This window comes from Franzmannia qiaohouensis, assembly GCF_031451695.1.
GTDB classification, from domain to species: domain Bacteria; phylum Pseudomonadota; class Gammaproteobacteria; order Pseudomonadales; family Halomonadaceae; genus Franzmannia; species Franzmannia qiaohouensis.
The window spans coordinates 231,360-249,590 of the sequence record NZ_JARWAM010000008.1 but is presented as its reverse complement, the minus strand read 5'-3'; the positions used below and the strand labels follow the sequence as shown (position 1 = coordinate 249,590).

The window sequence follows — 18,231 nt, the reverse complement described above, 5'->3', positions numbered from 1 at the left end:
TGCCACTAACAGGCCGGATATAAGCGTGCAGTCTCACCCCGGCCATGGCGAATCGGGCTTGCACAACGGGACGGGTCCATATAAGCGAATTCATTCGCGATGGGCTGTTTATCCGGCAGGGCTGCGCTCTGCATCGCGGTTGAAACCGCTCCTACATTTGCCTCGGCGCTACATCCGGAACACTCCAAACGTGGTGTCTTCTATCTCGGCATTCATGGCCGCGGCGAGCGCGAGGCCCAGCACGTCGCGAGTCTGGGCCGGGTCGATCACGCCGTCGTCCCATAGCCGCGCGCTGGCGTAGTAGGGGTGGCCCTGGTGCTCGTACTGCTCGCGAGTGGGGGCCTTGAAGGCTTCTTCGTCTTCGGCGCTCCACTCGCGGCCGTCGCGCTCGTGCTGCTCGCGCTTGACCTGGGCCAGCACGCCGGCAGCTTGTTCCCCACCCATCACCGAGATGCGCGCGTTGGGCCACATAAACAGCAGGTTGGGCTCGAAGGCGCGGCCGCACATGCCGTAGTTGCCGGCGCCGAAGCTGCCGCCGATCAGCACGGTGAACTTGGGCACCCGGGCGCAGGCCACGGCGGTAACCAGCTTGGCGCCGTGCTTGGCGATGCCTTCGTGCTCGTACTTGGAGCCGACCATGAAGCCGGTGATGTTCTGCAGGAACAGCAGCGGGATCTTGCGCTGGGCGCAGAGCTCGATAAAGTGCGCCCCCTTGACCGCCGACTCGGAGAACAGCACGCCGTTATTGGCGACGATGCCCACCGGGTGGCCGTGGATATGCGCGAAGCCGGTGACCAGGGTGTCGCCGTAGTAGCGTTTGAACTCGTCGAAATCGGAGTCGTCGACGATGCGCCCGATCACCTCGCGCACGTCGAAGGGCTTCTTGAGGTCGGTGCCGACGATGCCGTAGAGCTCGGCGGGGTCGAGGCGCGGCGGCTTGGGAGGCTGCATCTTGAGTTGGCCGCGCTTCTGCCAGTTGAGCCGCGATACACAGGCGCGGGCCAGCTGCAGGGCATGGGCGTCGTTCTCGGCGTAGTGGTCGGCTACGCCGCTGAGCTTGGCGTGGACGTCGGCGCCGCCCAGCGCCTCGGCGCTGATGCTCTCGCCGGTGGCGGCCTTCACCAGCGGCGGGCCGCCCAGGAAGATGGTGCCCTGTTCGCGGACGATGATCGACTCGTCGGCCATGGCCGGCACGTAGGCGCCGCCGGCGGTGCAGGAGCCCATTACCACGGCGATCTGCGGGATGCCCTCGGCGGAGAGGGTGGCCTGGTTATAGAAGATGCGCCCGAAGTGGTCGCGGTCGGGGAATACCTCGTCCTGGCTCGGCAGGTAGGCGCCGCCGGAGTCGACGAGATAAATACACGGCAGGCGATGCTTGCGGGCGATCTCCTGGGCGCGGATGTGCTTCTTCACCGTCATTGGGAAATAGGTGCCGCCCTTGACAGTGGCGTCGTTGGCGACGATCACGCACTCGACCCCGGAGACGCGGCCGATGCCGGTGACGATGCTGGCGGCGGGTACCGCATCGGCGTAGACCTCATGGGCGGCCAGCGCCGAGAACTCGAGGAAGGGCGAGCCCTCGTCGAGCAGGTGGTCGATGCGGTCGCGCACGAACAGTTTGCCGCGGCCCTCATGCCGGGTGCGGGCCTTGTCGCCGCCGCCCCGGCGGATCGCCGCGGTCAGCTCGCGCAGCTGGGCCACCTCGGCGCGCATCGCCGCCTCATTTGCCTGGAACAGCTCGCTGCGCGGGTTGATCTGGGTTTGCAGAATAGCCATTGCTTGGCTCCGACGGCACTTCACTTAGAAGTTCGTAGAATGAGCGAGCGATACTCAGGCAAGGCAAAAATTGACGAAAGAGCGGAGTTTACTGTTGTAAATGAGCATCTTGAGTCAATTTTTAACGCAGTATGAGTGAGCGCAGCCATTCTCACGCAGATTCGTTGAATATCTCGCGGCCAATCAACATCCGCCGTATCTCACTGGTCCCGGCGCCGATCTCGTAGAGCTTGGCGTCGCGCAGCAGGCGCCCGGTGGGGTAGTCGTTGATATAGCCGTTGCCACCCAGCAGCTGGATGGCGTCCAGCGCCAGCTGGGTGGCCTTCTCGGCGCAGTAGAGAATGACCCCGGCGGCGTCCTTGCGAGACACCTTGCCGCGGTCGCAGGCGCTGGCCACGGCGTAGAGGTAGGCGCGGCAGGCGTTGAGAGTGGTGGCCATGTCGGCGACCTTGCCCTGCACCAGCTGGAACTCGCCGATCGCCTGGCCGAACTGCTTGCGCTCGTGGATATAGGGCACCACCACGTCCATGGCGGCCTGCATGATGCCGATGGGCCCGGCGGCGAGCACGGTGCGCTCGTAGTCCAGGCCGCTCATCAACACCCGCGCGCCCTTGTTCACTTCGCCGAGCACGTTCTCGGCGGGCACCTCGCACTCCTGGAACACCAGCTCGCAGGTGTTGGAGCCGCGCATGCCGAGCTTGTCGAGCTTCTGGGCGGTAGAGAATCCCGGCATTCCCTTTTCGATTAGGAAGGCGGTGATGCCCTTGGCGCCGGCGTTGGGGTCGGTCTTGGCGTAGACCACCAGCACGTCGGCGTCGGGGCCGTTGGTGATCCACATCTTGCTGCCGTTGAGCACGTACGTGTCGCCGCGCTTGTCGGCGCGCAGCTGCATGGAGACCACGTCCGAGCCGGCGCCGGGCTCCGACATCGCCAAGGCGCCTACGTGCTCGCCGCTGATCAGCTTGGGCAGGTACTTGGCCTTCTGTTCGGCCGAGCCGTTGAGGGCGATCTGGTTGACGCACAGGTTGGAGTGGGCGCCAAACGACAGTGCCACCGAGGCGCTGGCGCGGGAGATCTCCTCCATGGCGATGCAGTGCGCCAGGTAGCCCATGCCGCTGCCGCCATCCTCGTCTGGCACGGTGATGCCGAGCAGGCCCATGTCGCCGAACTTGCGCCACAGGTCGGACGGGAAGTCGTTGCTGGCATCGATCTCGGCGGCGCGCGGGGCGATCTCGTCACGAGCGAAGGCGTTGACCTGGTCGCGCAGCATGTTGAGCTCGTCGGCGAGGCCGAAGTCGAGGGGCGTATAGGCGCTGTGCATGGTGGGCTCCATCGCGGTCGATATACCCACCAATCTAGCGCTAGTTGACGTTAACGTAAAGTGCCGATAGGGCGTCCCGCCTGCCCACCGATCATCCCAGCCAGACGCTGAGCTGGTGGTAGAGCGGAATGCCCACGATCACGTTCAGCGGGAAGGTGAAGCCCAGCGCGGCGAGCATCGCCAGGCCGATATTGGCCTGGGGAATGGCAGTGCGCATGGCCGCCGGAGCAGCGATATAGGAGGCGCTGGCAGCAAGCGCGGTGAGGATCATCAGCGAGCCGGTGGGCAGGCCCAGCATCAGGCCGACGCCCAGGCCGGCCATGGCCAGCACGAACGGCGCCACCAGGGCGAAGGTGAGCAGCCGCCAGTGGAACCAGGGGATGGGGCGCAGGGTCTCGGCGGCGGTCAGGCCCATCTGCAGCAGGAACAGCGCCAGCACCGCATGGAAAGCGCCGGTAAACAGCTCGGTGACGTTGGCGCCCTGCATGGGGCCATACATGGCGCCGATCACCGCGCCACCGGCCAGCAGGATCACCCCGCGGTTGGTCAGGGTCTCGTGCCAGATGCCCTGCAGCGCTTGGCTGGAATTCTTGCCGGAATACCGGCGGTACAGGGCGATCGCGACCATGATCGCCGGCAGTTCCATCATCACCAGGTAGAGGGTGACTTCGGCGCCGATGGGCAGGCCGCGCCCCTCGGCGAAGGCCAGCGCCACGGCGAAGGTGCCGGCACTCACCGAGCCGTAGTGGGCGGCGATGCTGGCACTATCCGCCGGCGACAGCCGCACCAGGCGCCGCAGCACCGGCATCAGTACCAGCGGAATCAGCGCCCCCAGGGCGGCGACCGCCAACAGCTCGGGCACCAGCGACCAGCCGAGGTTGCCGTACAGCGCCATGCCGCCCTTGAGGCCGATGGTCAGCATCAGCAGCAGGCTCAGGGTGTCGTAGGCGGCCTTGGGGATGGTCAGGTCGGACTTCACCACGCCGGCCAGCAGGCCAAGCAGGAAAAACATCACCACGATATCGGGCATCAGGGCATCTCGCGCTGGTGGAGAGGGTAGTAGAGAAGTGGTGCGCATTCTGCAAAGAGGCGGGCATTGCTACAAATCAAGAGTTGGGTGATGTTATATAGATATTTATCTATAGGAAGCTCCAATGAACATTCGCCATCTGACCTTTCGCCTGCTGCAGGTGTATGTCGCGGTGGTGGCCAGCGGCACGGTGAGCGAGGCAGCGCGGCGGCTGCACCTGACCCAGCCGACGGTCTCGATGCAGCTCAAGCGGCTCGGCGAGGCGGTGGGCGAGCCGCTGCTGGAGAGCCGCCAGGGGCGGCTGTTCCCCACCGAGGCGGGTAGCGAGCTGTATCGCGCCAGTCGCGAGGTGCTGGGGCGCTTCGACGACTTCGACGACTACCTCTCGGCGCTGCGCGGCGGCGAGCGTGGGCGCTTCTCGATTGCCCTGGTCAACACCGCCCAGTACGTGCTGCCACGGCTGCTGGGGCCGCATAGCCGTGCCTTTCCCGAGGTGGAGGTGACAGTGCATATCGGCAACCGCCGCCAGATGCTGACCCGCTTCGAGCGCCAGGAGGATGACCTCTACGTCTTCAGCCATCCGCCGTCGCTGGCCCACGCCCGGGCCGGGCGCTTCCTGCGCAATCCGCTGGTGGCGGTGGCGCCGCGCGGCCATCCACTGGCGGCACGTGAGCGGATCGACATGAGCGAGCTGCTGGGCGAGCGCATGCTGCTGCGCGAGCCGGGCTCGGCGACACGCATGCTGTTCGAGAGCTGGCTGCAGGAGCAGGGGCTGACGCTGGGGCCGACGCTGCAGATGGCCAGTAACGAGGCGATCCGCGTCGGCGTGGCATCGGGGTTGGGGCTTGCCGTGCTCTCCGAGCACGTGCTGCCGCCGGAGCACCCCGATATCGTCATTCTGCCGGTGGTGGGCCTGCCCATCGAGAGTCACTGGCAGTTCATCGTGCGTAGCGACCGGCGGCTCTCCCATGCGGCGCATGGATTCCTGCGCTTCGCCGCCGGCCACCTTCACACCTGCGTCGAGCCGCGCTTCCTGAGCAACGAGCTCGACGGGCTGCTGAGCAAGTTGAACTAAAGTCTAATGTCGTGCATAATGTTGGAAATCGTTTCCACAAACCTCAGGAGGCGGTCTTCAGAGACCGTAACGACCTATGGCAACTCAATTGCTTACCCTGATTCGCGATCTGCTGGCTACACCGCGTAGCGAGGCCGAGGATACCCCAGCCTCGAAGGAACAGTTTCCCACCATCTGGGATGTGTCGCTGCCCACCAAGCGGGCGAAGTGATATCGCGCGGCTAGCGCCGCTCGCTATCGCGTTACGCAGGTATCAACGACGAGGGGCCCATGCCATCAGGCATGGGCCCCTCGTCGTTGAAAACTCGAATAGTGCGGCTGCCAGCTATCGTGAGATGGAGCTTGGCTCAGCGCATGGCGTAACTCAGCTATCGTGGCGTGCTGAGTGGCGGCGTAAGCGTAACGCCTTCCAGGACTGGGAAAGCAGGATCGTCGCAAGGAGAATGATGATGCCCAGGGAGATGGGGCGGGTGAACAGTACCGTCCAGTCATTCTGGGAGATCAGCATGGTAAGGCGCAGGTTCTGCTCGGCCATGGGGCCCAGCAGTACCCCCAGCACCACGGGTGCCAATGGGAAGGCGAGCCGATTGAGCAGGTAGCCGATCAGTCCGAAGGCGAGCATGACATAAAGGTCCGTTACGTTGCCGTTGACGGTGTAGATCCCTATGGCCATCAGCACCAGGGTGGTGGGCACCAGCAATGCGGTGGGCATGCGCAGGATCTGGGCGAACAGGCGAGTGGCGACCATGCCGCCGAGCAGCAGGAGCAACATGGCCGTCAGCAGCAGCTGCCACATGAAACCGAAGACCACATCGGGCGAACGGGTGAAGAGCTGTGGGCCGGGCTGAAGTCCGTGGATCATCAAGGCGCCCAGTACCAGGGCGGCGATCAGGTTGCCGGGAATACCCAGTGTCAGGGAGGGAATCATGGCCGAGGCGTTGTCGGCACTGTTACCGGATTCGGCCGCGGCGACGCCGATCGGGTTGCCGGTGCCGAAGGTTTCGGGATCGGGGGCTCTTCGCTTGGCCTCGTTGTAGCTGAGCAGCGCCGCAAGGTTGCCGCCGGCACCGGGCAGGATACCGACACAGACGCCGATCACCGAGGAGCGCGTCCAGGTCCGCCAGTAGCGCCGCACCAGGCCCAGGCTGCCGTCACCGTCGGTGACGCGAAAGCTGTCGGCATTGAAGTAGGATGCGTTGCGCTTTTCCGCCATCTCCAGCACCGGAGGCACGGCATAGAGCCCGATCAGGACGATCAGCAGATCGAAGCCGCCCACCAGGTAGAGGGTGCCGAAAGTGTAGCGCTCTGCTCCACTGATGGCGTCGACGCCCACCAGGCCGATAATGACGCCGAGCAAGGCGCTTAGCATGCCTTTGCTGATGTCCTTGCCGACCAGCACGGCAATGCTGACGAGACCGAAGATGGCCACCCAGAAATACTCCGAGGGGCCGAAGGCCAGGGTTACCTTGGCCAGCATGGGGGCCAGGGTCATCAGGGCCAGGGCGCTGACGATACCGCCGATGGCAGATGACCAGCATGCGGTCTTGAGGGCGAGTCCGCCTTGCCCCTTGCGTGTCATCGGATAGCCATCGAAGGTGGTGGCGATGGCGGCCGGCGTACCCGGAATATTGAGCAGGATGGCCGGGATGGAGCCACCGTACATGGAGCCGTTGTAGATACCAGCCACCAGCCCCAGGGCGATGACGGGGTCGAAACCGTAGGTCAGGGGCAGCATCAGTGCGATGGCCATGACCGGATTGAGGCCCGGCAGGGCGCCAATCATGATGCCGATCAGGGTGCCAACGACCAGGCTGATCAACGAGCCGAGCTGCAGCGCCACCGGGAGTGCATTCAACAGTGATTCGAACATCGGGACACCCTTTCTACGAAGCGAGGAAGAACTCGACGGGTAAGGGGCGCCTCAGCACCATGGCAAACAGGCCGTACAGCAAGGTGATGAAGACCAGGGTGATGCCCAGCACTACCACAGGTCGTCGCTCTCCCAGCACTGGGGCCAGCACGATGATGAACAGGGCGCTGGTGGTATAGAAGCCCACGCTCGGCAGGGCCGTGTAATAGACCAGGCAGCAGCCCAGCGTGGCCAGGAAGCGTCCAGGGTGATCCACCAGGGCCATGACTGGCTGGCTGCTGTGGTGTCTGGCCAGGAGGCTCCGCGTACTTCGCCAGATCAGCGGCAGCGAGAACACGCCCATCAGGATGCCTGCCCCGATGGGGATGTAGGCGGCGTCGGCAAAGAAGTCCTTCCCCATCCAGGCAGTGGTGGCGCCAATGATGAGGAAGGCGATGCCAGAGAAGAAATCTCTGTAGGTCATGGGCATGATGGCTCCCTGAGCAGGCGCAGGTCAGTGTTGCTTCAGGCCGAGGCTTTCCAGGGTCTCGCCAATGGCTTGCGTCTCCAGCCGCAGCCGCTCGCGCAGTTCCTCTCCACGTACCAGATTGAGGGTTTCGCCCTGGGCGGTGAGGAAGTCCTGGAACTCCGGGTCTTCCACGGCACGGGCCACGGCGTCGGCAACCACGTCGGCGCGCGCCTCGTCCATGCCTTCCGGGCCCAGCATCATGCGCCAGAGCACGGTTTCCAGCTCCGGGTGGCCCAGGGCCGCGAGCCCCGATGCCTGGGGCAGGGCTTCGTTGTCATCGGCAGAGGTCACCAGCAGGCACTTGGCCTGGTCATCCTCGACATAGGGCAACACCGGGGTGATGGAGCCGCCGTAGATGTCGACGTGGCCACCGAGAAAGTTCTGCAGGGTCTCGCCGGCGCCACCGAAGGGGATGGGGCGGGCGGTGATGTCGAAGGCGTCGAAGATCCGTTCGGCGGCCAGGCGCATGGTGCCGCCGACGCCATCGTTGCCGTAGGTGTATTGGCCGGGGTTGGCCTGCAACTCGGCAAGCAATTCCTCGGCGTTTTCAGCCGGGAAATCAGGCGATACGCAAAGGGTGTAGGCACTCTGCGAGGTGCTGATGATCGGGGTCAGCGTCTCGTAGGAGTACTGCACGCGCTGCATGTGCGGCACCGTGGTGATGGGGCTGTTCCAGGTGGAGAGCAGGGTATAGCCATCGGCACGCGACCGGGCCAATTGGTTGACGCCGATGGCGCCACCGCCACCGGCGACATTGAGCACGGCGGCGGGTTGGCCGAGTTCCTGCTCGAGGTACTGGTTGAGCATTCGGGCGACGTTGTCCGTGCCACCACCGGCGGGTGCCGGCACGATGATTTCGATGGGGCGGTTGGGGTAGTCGCTTGCCAGGACGGGAGTGAAGGCAGTGGCTGATATGGCGGCAGCGGTGAAGAGCAGCGTGAGTTTCATGGTAGATACCTGTTGTTGGAATCGTGAGGACATGGGGCGAGCTTCGAGACTCGCTTCAGGTGTGTTGCTCGCCGAGGTTGACGCGATAGCGGAACCGCTCCGGGCGACCATGCACGCGGCGATATTCGATGATGCGTCCTACGGGGTTGCGCGCGATGCGCTCGATGACGGCAACCGGCGAATTGGCGGGCAGCTCCAGGTATTTGGCGCTTGCCTGGGTGGCGGTGCCGAACGAAAGCTCATCCGTCGCAGACGAGATCAGGATCCCGAATTTCTGCAGGAATACCGGATAGAGCAGGGGGCCCATCTCCTTGGGATCGAGTGACATCAGTCCATCGAAATCGGGCAGGCGCAGGTAGATCTCCTCGAACAGCAAGGGATCCCCGGCCCAGAGACGCACGCGTTCCAGCTTGAGGCCGCGCCCGCCAGCGTCGTCGCCGAAGGCTCGCTTGACCTCGGGCGGCAGGTCCACTTCCTGGCGGCTTAGGATCCGGCTCTCGGGAATCACCGGGCCGTCGGGGTCTTCCACGTCGTGAACGTGAAAGAAGCGGAACAGGTCGGCGCGAAATGCCGGTTGCTTGACGAAGGTGCCGGTTCCACGACGGCGTTCCAGCAAGCCTTCGTCAACGAGCTGCTTGAGCGCCATGCGCATGGTGGCCAGGGCGACGCCATACTCCTCGGCGAGGCGGTTCTCGGAGGGAATCATGTCGCCGGGGGACCATTCGCCATTGGCGATCCGCGAGGCCAGCTGATCGCGCAACCGAGCGTAGAGCGGGAGTCGTCCATCGGTGCGGGTCTTGGGTAGCGCTTGCATGAGTGGGTTCTCCCGGTGGGATTCCGTTGCCTTGTTGCTGTCACTAAAGACCAGTGTATACTTCTAGTCAATCAGTTCTCTAGAGAACTAGACTTAAGTTCAAGTCGGAACGCCGAGATATGTCCCTGCTCGGATGACCGGATGACCGGATGACCGGATGGAGAGGAATCGAGAGTGAAGCGAGGATTCGACTGCCATGCCCACGTCTACGCCCGGTTGGATGAGGCCAAGGGGTCCAACTATCGTCCGTCGCGGCCGGCACCGCTCGATGAGTGGCAGGGTTACCTGGATGACTGCAGACTCCGTGGCGGTGCACTCGTGCAACCTAGCTTCCTGGGTCACGATAATCGTGAGCTGCTGCAGACCCTGAGAAAGCTCGGTGAGGGATTCAGGGGAGTCGTACAACTGCCCAAGCACGCGAGCCTGGCGGAGATGAAAGAGCTGGATGCCGCCGGTATCGTCGGTGTGCGCTGGAACCTCATCGAGCGGCGGCGCGAGCTACCTGATCTGGACGATCCCCAATGGATCGACTTCCTGGATCGCCTCAAGGCATTGAACTGGCACCTCGAACTGCACCTGGAGGGAAACCGACTCCCGGAGCTCTTTCCGGCACTGCACGCGCATGGTGTCACCCTGGTCATCGATCATCTGGGGCTGCCCGTTGAAGCCGATCCCTTTTCCGACAGCGGTTTTCGAATACTGCTGGAGGCAGGGCGAACCGGGCGTACCTGGGTCAAGCTGTCGGCCCCTTACCGTTCTCTGGTACATGACCTGAAGCCACACGTTCGAGCCCTCCTCGATGAGCTGGGCCGTGAACGGCTGGTATGGGGCAGCGACTGGCCCTGGACCCGTCACGAAGGCAAGCACAGCTACCGGGATACCTTCGACTGGCTGGCCGGCTGGGTCAGCGATGACGATGATCGCCGGTATATCCTGGAGAAATCGCCACAGACGCTCTTTAGGTTGGGATAACTGGCCGGAAATCCCAACCCAATCGTGGCTATTGGCCAGCTCCGGCTTGCTGCCGCACTTGAAGCAGTGGGATGGTCGCCGGAGCCGGTTGGCGAACTCAGCGCCTGGCGCTGATGCAGTTGTCGTAGAAGGTCACGGTGGCGGGCCAGTCGCTGAACAGGCCGATGATGCCGACATCGCGGGCCAGCACATCGAGGCTGAGCAGCTTGTCGCCCTCCTTGTCGATTACGTCATCGGTGGTGCGGTGGTACCACTCGCCGTCTTCGGTCAGCGGGCCGGAGCGTTCGAAGGTCCAGGCGATCAGGTCGAGCCCGGCAGCCTTGGCACGCTCGGCGTAGAGCGAGGGCACGATGTGGCTTTCGTCATCGGCGGCGTCGGGGTGGGAGGCCAGCAGCATCCACATCGGCGGGGCGAGGATCTGCACCCCCTGGTCGGCCAGCTCTGCCATGCTCGGCGACCAGGTGGCGGGGTCGCTGTGATCGAAATCGTCCTGGCTGTAGCGACCGTCGAGGTAGACGGCCTGCTCGCCAAACTCGGGCTCGTTGTCAATCCAGTAGCGCACGTCGTCGAGCGAGAACGACTGGGCGTAGACGTCGCTGGCCGGCACATCGGCGGCTTTGTACTCGTCGATCATCTTCTGGGCGTAATCGGCCTGACTCATGCCGTTGAACGGCATCTCGACGCTGGGTGCCTTGAGCTCCGGGGTCATCTTCACACCCAGCGCCTTGAACAGCTCGATGCTATCGGCATGGCTCATCAGGGTGCCGCGGGTGGCATAGAGGTCGGTACGCCAGCCGGGGGTGCCGGCCAAGTAGCCGTCGATGCTGGTGGCTGTGGTGTTGGCGCCCTCCATCTTGCCCTCGAGGGTACGGAATTCCGCCAGGGTGATATCGCTGGTGCAGCACTGAATATCAGCGGCGTTGGTCAGTTCGCCGGCCTCGTTGAACGCCGGCGGTACGCTGCACTGCTGGGCCAGCTCGGTGGCGACGATGTTGGTGGTGGTGTGGAGGTCGCACTGGGAGTGGCGGCAGACGAGCTCCTGGTCGGCGGTGAAGGTGACGTCGCACTCGAGGATGCCGGCCCCCATTTGGGCACCGGCGAGGAAGGATTCGCGGGTGTGCTCGGGGAACTGAAGCGGGGCGCCGCGGTGGCTGATACTGAAGTCGCTGCGCTGCCACTCGCCGGTATTGGCCGCGCAGCTCAGCAGCTCTGCCTTGAGCTCTCGTGAGCGCTGGGTCGCTTCATCCATGTCCTGGACCAGGAACAGTGGGCGGGGCCCCAGGGTAACGTGGCCGGCAGCGGCGATATCGTCCTGGGCGGCGCCGCTGATAGGGAGGAGCAGCAGTGCTGCCAGGCCAGCGCAGGTGAGCATCAAGGGGAGCGTCTTCATTTCAAGCCTCGCGTTTGTTCCAAGCCGGATAGGGGAAGCCACGCTGAGAGAGTGAACGCCCGGCATGACCGTGACGTTAAGAGCCTATGTCAGCCCCGGCGCGAGTCTTAGTCGTTCACTCGGCGTTGGGGAAGAATAGCTGCTCGCCGTCGATGGTGTAGCCGGCAATCGCTTCCTGGCCTTCCTTCGAGACCAACCACCGGTGCCACTGCTCGGCGAGGTCGTGCTTGAGGTGGGGGTGGCGTTCGCGGTCCAGCAGCAGGCTGCCGTACGGGTTGAACAGCGCTTCGTCGCCCTCGAACAGGACGGCGAGATCATGGCGGTTGTCGAAGGCCAGCCAGGTGGCGCGGTCGGCGAACACGTAGGCGTCCATGGCCGCTGCGGTATTGAGGGTCGCGCCCATGCCGCTGCCCAGCTCGCGGTACCAGCTGCCCGCGGTATCGACCCCGGCGTCTTGCCAGAAGCGCTGCTCGGCGCGGTGGGTGCCGCTGTCGTCGCCGCGGGAGGTGAAGGGCGTGCCGCTGGCGGCGATGAGATTGAAGGCGTCCAGGATATCGTCGGCCTCGGCGATGCCGGCCGGGTCGTCGCGGGGGCCGATCAGTACGAAGTCGTTATACATCACGTCGAGGCGCTCGCTGGCATAGCCAGCGGCGATGAACCGCTCCTCGCCCTCGGTATCGTGGACCAGCAGGCTGTCGGCGTCGCCGCGGCGGGCGATCTCGAAGGCCTGGCCGGTGCCTACCGCGACTACGCGGACGTCGATACCGGTCGCTTCGCGAAACTGCGGCACGATATCGGCGAACAGCCCCGACTGCTCGGTGGAGGTGGTCGAGGCGAGGGTGATAAAGCGCTCTTCAGCGACGGCGAGTGGCGCCGAGAGGGCGATGCCGAGGGCGAGGATTGTGAGGCGCTGGCGACGTGGCATGGGAGCTCCTTGTTGTCATGGTGGCGCTGTTCTCGCGGCGCTGCTTGCCAGCTACCAGGGCAGTTCGCCGCGCACGAAGGCGGCGGCCTCGCTGCTCTGGGGCGTATCGAAGAAGCGCTCGGCGGGGCTGTGCTCGAGCAGCCGCCCGGCGTTGAGGAACACCACGTCGTCGGCCAAGCGGCGCGCCTGGTTGAGGTCGTGGGTGGTCATCACGATCTTGGTGCCGCGGTGATGAAACTGATTGACCGCCTCCTCGACAGCGCGAATCGCGGCGGGGTCGAGGGCCGCGGTGGGCTCGTCGAGAAACAGGATGTCGGGCGCCAGCAGCCAGGCCCGCGCCAGCGCCAGGCGCTGCTGCTCGCCGCCGGACAGCACTCGCGCTGGGCGCTGGGCGAGCGGGGCAAGCCCAAAGCGCTCCAGTGCTTCCTGGGCGCGGGGCTTGCGCAGGCGCCGTGGGCAGCCGCGGATCGCCAGCACATAGGTGAGGTTGGCCTGGGCGCTGCGCTTGAGCAGCACCGGGCGCTGGAAGACCATCGCCTGGCGCAGTGCCAGCGCCGGGCTCAGCGGCTGGCCGTTCCAGCGGATCTGCCCGGCGCTGGGTGTCAGCAGGCCGTGGCAGAGACGCATCAGCAGGCTCTTGCCGGCGCCGTTGGGCCCCATGATCAGGCTGCGGCCGGCGCCCAGGGTGAGGGTGATGTCGCCCAGCAGGCGCTGGCCGCGATGGCTGAAGCGCACGCCGTCGAGCGATAGCGGCAGCATCGGGGCCGTCGTGGCCTGGGCCAGATACGGTTGGCTCAAGTCGCTCATCCCATCTGCCTCCTGGCGCGCTCGCCGAGCAGGTGTGCGGCGCCGTTGACGCAGGCCACCAGCAGCAGCAGCACGAGGCCCAGCCCCAGTGCCAGTGCCAGGTTGCCGCGGTTGGTCTCCAGCGCGATGGCGGTGGTCATTACCCGGGTTACGCCATCGATATTGCCGCCCACGATCAATACCGCGCCGACCTCGGCGCTGGCGCGGCCGAAGCCGGCCAGTACCACGGTGGTGAGGGCCACCCGGGCATCCCACAGTAGGGTCGGCATCATGCGTGCGCGGCCCAGCCCAAAGGAGGCCAGCTGCTCACGGTACTCGCCGAGCAGCGCCTCGATATGCTGGCGGGCCAGGGCGGCAACGATGGGCAGTACCAGCACCGTCTGGGCGATGACCATGGCGGTGGGCGTGAACAGCAGGCCCAGCTGGCCGAGTGGCCCGGCTCGCGACAGCATCAGGTAGACCATCAGGCCGGCGACCACCGGCGGCAGCCCCATGAAGGCGTTGAGCATCACCACCACCATGCCGCGCCCCGGGAAGGCCCATAGCGCCAGCGCCGCGCCCAGCGGCAGGCCGATCAGCGCGGCGATCAGTACGGCGCTCAGCGACACCTGCAGCGACAGCCTGACGATATCCATCAGCGCCGGGTCGAGGGTGAGAATCAAGCCCAGCGCGGTAGTAAAGGCGTTGTCGGCAGTTGGCATGACAGGCTCCAGGCAAGTCGCTGCATGATGTGCCGTTATGCCGCTGAGTGCATCCTGTGCTGTAATCAATGCAGTCTTATGCAGCCGAATGCCACCCTTGACGCCCGAAAGGCCTGCCATGACCGCTCACGCCTACCTCACCACCCGCGAGGCCGCCGATTACCTGCGCCTCAAGGAGCGCAAGCTCTACGACCTGGTGCGCCAGGAACTGATCCCTTGCACTCGGGTAACCGGCAAGCTGCTGTTCCCGCGCCAGGCGCTGGATCTGTGGCTGATGAACCATCTGGAGGGCGACCAGCGCAGCCGCGAGCCGCTGGCGGCGATCCTCGCCGGCAGTCAGGACCCGCTGCTGGAGTGGGCGGTGCGCGAGTCGGGCTCGCAGCTGGCCACGCTGTGCCACGGCAGCGGCGACGGCGTGCGCAGGCTGCTGGCGGGGGAGGCGCTGGTGGCCGGTGTGCATCTGCTCGACCCGAATAGCGGGTGCTACAACGATCCCCCGTCGCTGGGGCTTGGCGGCATGCGCGACCTGGTAGCGATCCGCTGGGCGCGGCGCCGCCAGGGGCTGATGCTGGCCCCCGGCAATCCGCTGGGCATTGCCGGGCTCGCCGACCTGGCCTGGCCCCAGGTGACGCTGGCCCATCGCCAGCCGGACGCCGGCGCCGAGCGTCTGCTGACGCTATTGCTGGCGCGGGCCGGCATGCACCTGGAAGCGCTGTCGCTAAGCGCCAACGTGGCGCTGAGCGAGGATGACCTGGCGCTGGCGGTACGCCGCGGCGATGCCGATGCGGGGCTCGGCGTCGAGGCATCGGCCCGCCGTCATGGGCTCGATTTCATTGGCCTGCACGACGAGTGTTTCGATCTGCTGATGCGCCGCCGCAGCTACTTCGAGGCGCCACTGCAGCGGCTGATGCGTTTCGCCCGCGAGCCGCGCTGCCGGGACTGGGCGGCGCGGGCCGGCGGCTATGATCTTAGCCAGATGGGAGAGGTGGTCTACAACGCCTAAGGCGCGCCTAGCGTCATATTGTTTCCATATTCTGGACGCTTGTTGGTGGCAGGGATCGGATATAGTAATTAATGAACGCTGTTCGAGCCTGCCCGTCCATCAGAGGCGCGACCCCAAGCTGGGTCGAGATGCAGGCCGAACCGGGAGCGAAGGGGATAACGGACCGTTTCCTTTATCCTCATGAGGCAAGACCATGCGACTGTTACCCCTGACGATTGCTGCCGTGGCACTGACCCTGGCCGGCTGCAGCTACTCGCCAGCGCGGATTACCCCCGAACCGCTGATCGAGATCGATGGCCGCGATCATCGCCACCATCGTGGCAGCCGGCATTCCCACCACTACTACCACTATGACGACCGTCGCCGCGGTGGTTTCTGCCCGCCGGGCCAGCGCAAGAAGGGACGCTGCTGAGGCCACACCAGCTGGTGCGGCCTAGCTGGGAGGAAGACAGGGAGTAGGGCATTTGACGCTCCATTGCGCGGCAATGGCTTTGGCCTAATGCTCAATTCGCATGCGTGCTGCAGCGCAGTATAGATGTCTCGACAGCGGCTGACGCTTCACGAGGTACCACTCAGCATAGTCGGCTGCCGAGCAGCAGCATGCCGGGGTCGAGGGCGTGCCAACCCCACCATGTCAGCAGCAGGGCACCGCTCAGTAGCGCCAGCGCGGCAAGTCGCGTAGCCAGGCTCATGCGCTGACCTCGCCGGGAGTGGTGCGGTTGATGGGTTGTTCGGTGATGAACCAGTGGAGAGCCGCAGCCGCCACCGAAAGCAGGATGGCGATGTTCCACACCATGTCGTAGTCACCGTGGATGTCATAAAGGTAGCCCCCCAGCCAGACGCCTAAGAAGGAGCCGAGCTGGTGGAAGAGGAAGACGATGCCGCCCAGCATGGAAAGGTGCTGCACGCCGAAGACCGAGGCCACAATGCCATTGGTCAACGGCACCGTAGAGAGCCACAGAAGCCCCATGGCGATGCCGAACAAGTAGGCGCTGGGCGGGCTTAGCGGGGTGAGCAGGAAAAGGGCGATGACGACTCCGCGGATCAGGTAAAGCCAGGTGAGTAGGCGCGGCTTCGAATAGTGTCCTCCCAGCCACCCGGCGGCATAGGTCCCGAAGATATTGAACAGGCCGACCAGGGCCAGCACCGTGCTGCCAACGTGCACGGCAATACCGCTGTCGAAGAGGTAGCCGGGCAGGTGGACACCAATGAATGTCACCTGAAAACCGCAGACGAAGAACCCCAGACTGAGTAGCCAGAAACCGCGATGGTTGGAGGCCTCGTTGAGTGCGGTGGCTAGGCTGATATCGCTGGTGGCCTTGGCTGAGGGGCGATCACGTAACATGGCACCAAGGGGCAGCATCAGCGCGGCGATAGCCCCCATCGCCAGCAGCGCTGCCGACCATCCCAGCCACCCCATCAGGCCGAGGGTACCAGGAAGCATGGCGAATTGACCAAAGGAGCCGGCGGCGCTGACCATGCCCATTGCCATGCTGCGTTTTTCTGGAGCCACTGCACGTCCCACGGCGCCAAGAATGACCGAGAAGGTGGTGCCGGAGAGGCCCAGTCCGATCAGTACCCCGGCGGAAAGAGTCATGCCCAGTGGCGATTCCGAGACTCCCATCAACAGCAGGCCCAGGGTGTAGAAGGCGCCGCCCACCACCACCACTCGGGCAGCGCCGAATCGGTCGGCCAGGGCGCCAGCAAAAGGTTGCGAGAGCCCCCAGAGTAGATTCTGAATCGCCAGAGCGGTGGCGAAGACACCGCGGCCCCAGCCCAGCTCCGAGCTCATGGGTTCGAGAAACAGCCCGAAACCGTGGCGTAAGCCGGTGGCCAAGGTCACGATCATACTGCCGAGTATGATAATTAGCAGTGAGTGGCGTCGGATGGCATCCATGTTGTCATGACTATTTGCAGGCTAGTGAATATCACCATACTGAGTCTGAACATTCTTGCCTACTAACGACCGAAGGCAGCTTCCAGGATCGCTAGCTGGCCGGGTGCCAGGGCGTTCTCCACCGCGGTGACGCGCAGCACGTGGCCCAGCGCCGGGTCGGCGGGGCGGGCGATCAGCTTGCCGGCCTCGAGCATCTCGCGATGCACGCGCTCGGCGAGCTCGGCGCTGGGCAGGCGCAGGCCGACGAAGTTGGTGGCGCTGGGCAGCACGTCGGCGCCCAGCGCGCGGAAGTGCTCGCTGAGCCGCTCGCGGCGCTCGCGCACCGCCCGCACGTGTGCGTCGCTTTCCTGGGGGGCGTCGAGCACCACTTCGGCGGCGGCCTGGGTCAGCGTCGACACCGCATAGTGAATTCGTACCTTCATCATCACGTCCAGGGTCTCGGGTTCGGCGATGGCGTAGCCGACCCGCAGCCCGGCCAGGCCGTGGGCCTTGGACAGGGTGCGCAGGCGAATCACCCCGGGCAGCACGCGGCGGCCGAACTCGCCGTCGGCGTCCTCGCGGAAGTCGTGGTAGGCCTCGTCGAGCAGCAGCCAGCAGTCGTCCGGCAGGGCCGCACGCAGCGACAGGATGGCGTCGTCGTCGTGCAGGTGGCCGCTGGGGTTGTCGGGATTGGCGAGATACACCAGCCGCGCCTGGTGGTCGTGGGCGGCGCGGGCCAGGGCGTCGAGGTCCGGCGCCAGGCGGCCGGGCCCCTCGTCGTAGGCGACCTCCACCAGCCGGCAGCCCTGGCCGCGGGCAAAGTAGCCGAAGGTGGGGTAGGTACCGGCGGTGGCCACCACGCAGTCGCCGAACACCACGGTGGCGCGCAGCGCCAATGCGATCAGGCTGTCGGCGCCGGCGTCGACCAGCATGGCGTCCAGCGCAATGCCTTTCTGCTCGGCCAGGCGCTGGCGGATGCCCAGCGCCTCGGCGTCGCCGTAGCTGTAGACGTGCTCGGCCATGGCGTCGCCGAAGTGCTCGCGTAGCGCGCGGTGGGGCATGTCGAGGCCCTCGTTGGAGCCCAGCTGGTCGGGAATCTCGCGTCCCAGGCGGCGCTCCAGCACGCGTACACCGGGAAAGGGGTTGTGGGGGCCGTCGCCCCGCAGATGTTTCGGAAATGTCGGCATCGGGGCCTCCCTGAAGAAATGGTGTCCC

The 18,231-nt window shown here is 65.3% G+C and carries 18 protein-coding genes; 5 read left to right on the top strand and 13 right to left on the bottom strand.

The window, feature by feature from the left end; translation table 11 throughout:
• Positions 1-168: 168 nt before the first annotated feature.
• From QC821_RS13240 to QC821_RS13230, 3 genes are all read right to left on the bottom strand, one after another.
• Complete coding sequence (locus tag QC821_RS13240; protein WP_309722214.1) at positions 169-1,776, bottom strand: carboxyl transferase domain-containing protein; 1,608 nt, start codon at positions 1,774-1,776, stop codon at positions 169-171.
• Positions 1,777-1,927: 151 nt separating this feature from the next.
• Positions 1,928-3,097 carry an isovaleryl-CoA dehydrogenase gene (locus QC821_RS13235; RefSeq protein WP_309722211.1) on the bottom strand — a complete coding sequence of 390 codons (1,170 nt, stop codon included), beginning with the start codon at positions 3,095-3,097 and terminating at the stop codon, positions 1,928-1,930.
• Positions 3,098-3,188: 91 nt separating this feature from the next.
• Positions 3,189-4,127: a sodium-dependent bicarbonate transport family permease gene (locus tag QC821_RS13230; protein WP_309722208.1), complete on the bottom strand. Its 939-nt coding sequence runs from the start codon at positions 4,125-4,127 to the stop codon at positions 3,189-3,191.
• 124 nt (positions 4,128-4,251) lie between these two features.
• Between QC821_RS13230 and QC821_RS13225 the strand changes: the two genes are divergently transcribed.
• Together QC821_RS13225 and QC821_RS13220 are read left to right on the top strand one after the other, a co-directional pair.
• The gene (locus QC821_RS13225; RefSeq protein WP_309722205.1) at positions 4,252-5,202 is read left to right on the top strand and encodes a LysR family transcriptional regulator; all 951 of its coding nucleotides are present in this window, start codon (positions 4,252-4,254) and stop codon (positions 5,200-5,202) included.
• A 76-nt stretch (positions 5,203-5,278) separates the two neighbouring features.
• Positions 5,279-5,413, top strand: coding sequence for a hypothetical protein (locus QC821_RS13220; RefSeq protein ID WP_309722202.1), 135 nt, complete (start codon positions 5,279-5,281; stop codon positions 5,411-5,413).
• Between the two features lie 153 nt (positions 5,414-5,566).
• Here QC821_RS13220 and QC821_RS13215 read toward each other — a convergent pair whose 3' ends face one another.
• The 4 genes from QC821_RS13215 to QC821_RS13200 are packed head-to-tail and all read right to left on the bottom strand — an operon-like array spanning position 5,567 to position 9,342.
• Positions 5,567-7,072: a tripartite tricarboxylate transporter permease gene (locus QC821_RS13215; protein WP_309722198.1), complete on the bottom strand. Its 1,506-nt coding sequence runs from the start codon at positions 7,070-7,072 to the stop codon at positions 5,567-5,569.
• A 13-nt stretch (positions 7,073-7,085) separates the two neighbouring features.
• Positions 7,086-7,535: a tripartite tricarboxylate transporter TctB family protein gene (locus QC821_RS13210; protein WP_309722195.1), complete on the bottom strand. Its 450-nt coding sequence runs from the start codon at positions 7,533-7,535 to the stop codon at positions 7,086-7,088.
• 30 nt (positions 7,536-7,565) lie between these two features.
• Positions 7,566-8,528 carry a Bug family tripartite tricarboxylate transporter substrate binding protein gene (locus QC821_RS13205; RefSeq protein ID WP_309722193.1) on the bottom strand — a complete coding sequence of 321 codons (963 nt, stop codon included), beginning with the start codon at positions 8,526-8,528 and terminating at the stop codon, positions 7,566-7,568.
• Positions 8,529-8,583: 55 nt separating this feature from the next.
• Positions 8,584-9,342, bottom strand: a complete 759-nt coding sequence (locus tag QC821_RS13200; RefSeq protein ID WP_309722191.1) for a GntR family transcriptional regulator — start codon at positions 9,340-9,342, stop codon at positions 8,584-8,586.
• A gap of 174 nt (positions 9,343-9,516) precedes the next feature.
• Here QC821_RS13200 and QC821_RS13195 point away from each other — a divergent pair, with 174 nt between their 5' ends.
• Positions 9,517-10,314 carry an amidohydrolase family protein gene (locus QC821_RS13195; RefSeq protein ID WP_309722188.1) on the top strand — a complete coding sequence of 266 codons (798 nt, stop codon included), beginning with the start codon at positions 9,517-9,519 and terminating at the stop codon, positions 10,312-10,314.
• A gap of 97 nt (positions 10,315-10,411) precedes the next feature.
• Here QC821_RS13195 and QC821_RS13190 read toward each other — a convergent pair whose 3' ends face one another.
• The 4 genes from QC821_RS13190 to QC821_RS13175 form a co-directional block, all read right to left on the bottom strand.
• The gene (locus tag QC821_RS13190) at positions 10,412-11,704 is read right to left on the bottom strand and encodes a glycerophosphodiester phosphodiesterase family protein (RefSeq protein WP_309722185.1); all 1,293 of its coding nucleotides are present in this window, start codon (positions 11,702-11,704) and stop codon (positions 10,412-10,414) included.
• A 115-nt stretch (positions 11,705-11,819) separates the two neighbouring features.
• Positions 11,820-12,629: an ABC transporter substrate-binding protein gene (locus QC821_RS13185; RefSeq protein WP_309722183.1), complete on the bottom strand. Its 810-nt coding sequence runs from the start codon at positions 12,627-12,629 to the stop codon at positions 11,820-11,822.
• 51 nt (positions 12,630-12,680) lie between these two features.
• Positions 12,681-13,436 carry an ABC transporter ATP-binding protein gene (locus QC821_RS13180; RefSeq protein ID WP_309722180.1) on the bottom strand — a complete coding sequence of 252 codons (756 nt, stop codon included), beginning with the start codon at positions 13,434-13,436 and terminating at the stop codon, positions 12,681-12,683.
• On the bottom strand, positions 13,433-14,137 hold the full coding sequence (locus tag QC821_RS13175) for an ABC transporter permease (protein ID WP_309722177.1): 705 nt from the start codon (positions 14,135-14,137) through the stop codon (positions 13,433-13,435). The genes QC821_RS13180 and QC821_RS13175 overlap by 4 nt, the downstream gene beginning before the upstream one ends.
• 118 nt (positions 14,138-14,255) lie before the next feature.
• On the opposite strand from QC821_RS13175, the gene QC821_RS13170 reads away from it, so the two are divergent.
• On the top strand, positions 14,256-15,140 hold the full coding sequence (locus tag QC821_RS13170) for a substrate-binding domain-containing protein (protein ID WP_309722174.1): 885 nt from the start codon (positions 14,256-14,258) through the stop codon (positions 15,138-15,140).
• A gap of 193 nt (positions 15,141-15,333) precedes the next feature.
• Positions 15,334-15,552 (top strand): hypothetical protein, encoded by a 219-nt coding sequence (locus tag QC821_RS13165; RefSeq protein ID WP_309722171.1) that lies wholly within the window; start codon positions 15,334-15,336, stop codon positions 15,550-15,552.
• Positions 15,553-15,828: 276 nt separating this feature from the next.
• On the opposite strand, the gene QC821_RS13160 is transcribed toward QC821_RS13165, so the two are convergent.
• Positions 15,829-16,989: an MFS transporter gene (locus QC821_RS13160; RefSeq protein WP_422720117.1), complete on the bottom strand. Its 1,161-nt coding sequence runs from the start codon at positions 16,987-16,989 to the stop codon at positions 15,829-15,831.
• A 110-nt stretch (positions 16,990-17,099) separates the two neighbouring features.
• On the bottom strand, positions 17,100-18,203 hold the full coding sequence (locus tag QC821_RS13155; protein ID WP_309722163.1) for a pyridoxal phosphate-dependent aminotransferase: 1,104 nt from the start codon (positions 18,201-18,203) through the stop codon (positions 17,100-17,102).
• Between the last annotated feature and the right edge of the window lie 28 nt (positions 18,204-18,231).

Coding starts and splice junctions, on each gene's coding strand:
- QC821_RS13240 (WP_309722214.1), bottom strand. CDS start 1,776: ATGGCTATTCTGCAAACCCAGATCAACCCGCGCAGCGAGCTGTTCCAG.
- QC821_RS13235 (WP_309722211.1), bottom strand. CDS start 3,097: ATGCACAGCGCCTATACGCCCCTCGACTTCGGCCTCGCCGACGAGCTC.
- QC821_RS13230 (WP_309722208.1), bottom strand. CDS start 4,127: ATGCCCGATATCGTGGTGATGTTTTTCCTGCTTGGCCTGCTGGCCGGC.
- QC821_RS13225 (WP_309722205.1), top strand. CDS start 4,252: ATGAACATTCGCCATCTGACCTTTCGCCTGCTGCAGGTGTATGTCGCG.
- QC821_RS13220 (WP_309722202.1), top strand. CDS start 5,279: ATGGCAACTCAATTGCTTACCCTGATTCGCGATCTGCTGGCTACACCG.
- QC821_RS13215 (WP_309722198.1), bottom strand. CDS start 7,072: ATGTTCGAATCACTGTTGAATGCACTCCCGGTGGCGCTGCAGCTCGGC.
- QC821_RS13210 (WP_309722195.1), bottom strand. CDS start 7,535: ATGACCTACAGAGATTTCTTCTCTGGCATCGCCTTCCTCATCATTGGC.
- QC821_RS13205 (WP_309722193.1), bottom strand. CDS start 8,528: ATGAAACTCACGCTGCTCTTCACCGCTGCCGCCATATCAGCCACTGCC.
- QC821_RS13200 (WP_309722191.1), bottom strand. CDS start 9,342: ATGCAAGCGCTACCCAAGACCCGCACCGATGGACGACTCCCGCTCTAC.
- QC821_RS13190 (WP_309722185.1), bottom strand. CDS start 11,704: ATGAAGACGCTCCCCTTGATGCTCACCTGCGCTGGCCTGGCAGCACTG.
- QC821_RS13185 (WP_309722183.1), bottom strand. CDS start 12,629: ATGCCACGTCGCCAGCGCCTCACAATCCTCGCCCTCGGCATCGCCCTC.
- QC821_RS13180 (WP_309722180.1), bottom strand. CDS start 13,436: ATGAGCGACTTGAGCCAACCGTATCTGGCCCAGGCCACGACGGCCCCG.
- QC821_RS13175 (WP_309722177.1), bottom strand. CDS start 14,137: ATGCCAACTGCCGACAACGCCTTTACTACCGCGCTGGGCTTGATTCTC.
- QC821_RS13170 (WP_309722174.1), top strand. CDS start 14,256: ATGACCGCTCACGCCTACCTCACCACCCGCGAGGCCGCCGATTACCTG.
- QC821_RS13165 (WP_309722171.1), top strand. CDS start 15,334: ATGCGACTGTTACCCCTGACGATTGCTGCCGTGGCACTGACCCTGGCC.
- QC821_RS13160 (WP_422720117.1), bottom strand. CDS start 16,989: ATGATCGTGACCTTGGCCACCGGCTTACGCCACGGTTTCGGGCTGTTT.
- QC821_RS13155 (WP_309722163.1), bottom strand. CDS start 18,203: ATGCCGACATTTCCGAAACATCTGCGGGGCGACGGCCCCCACAACCCC.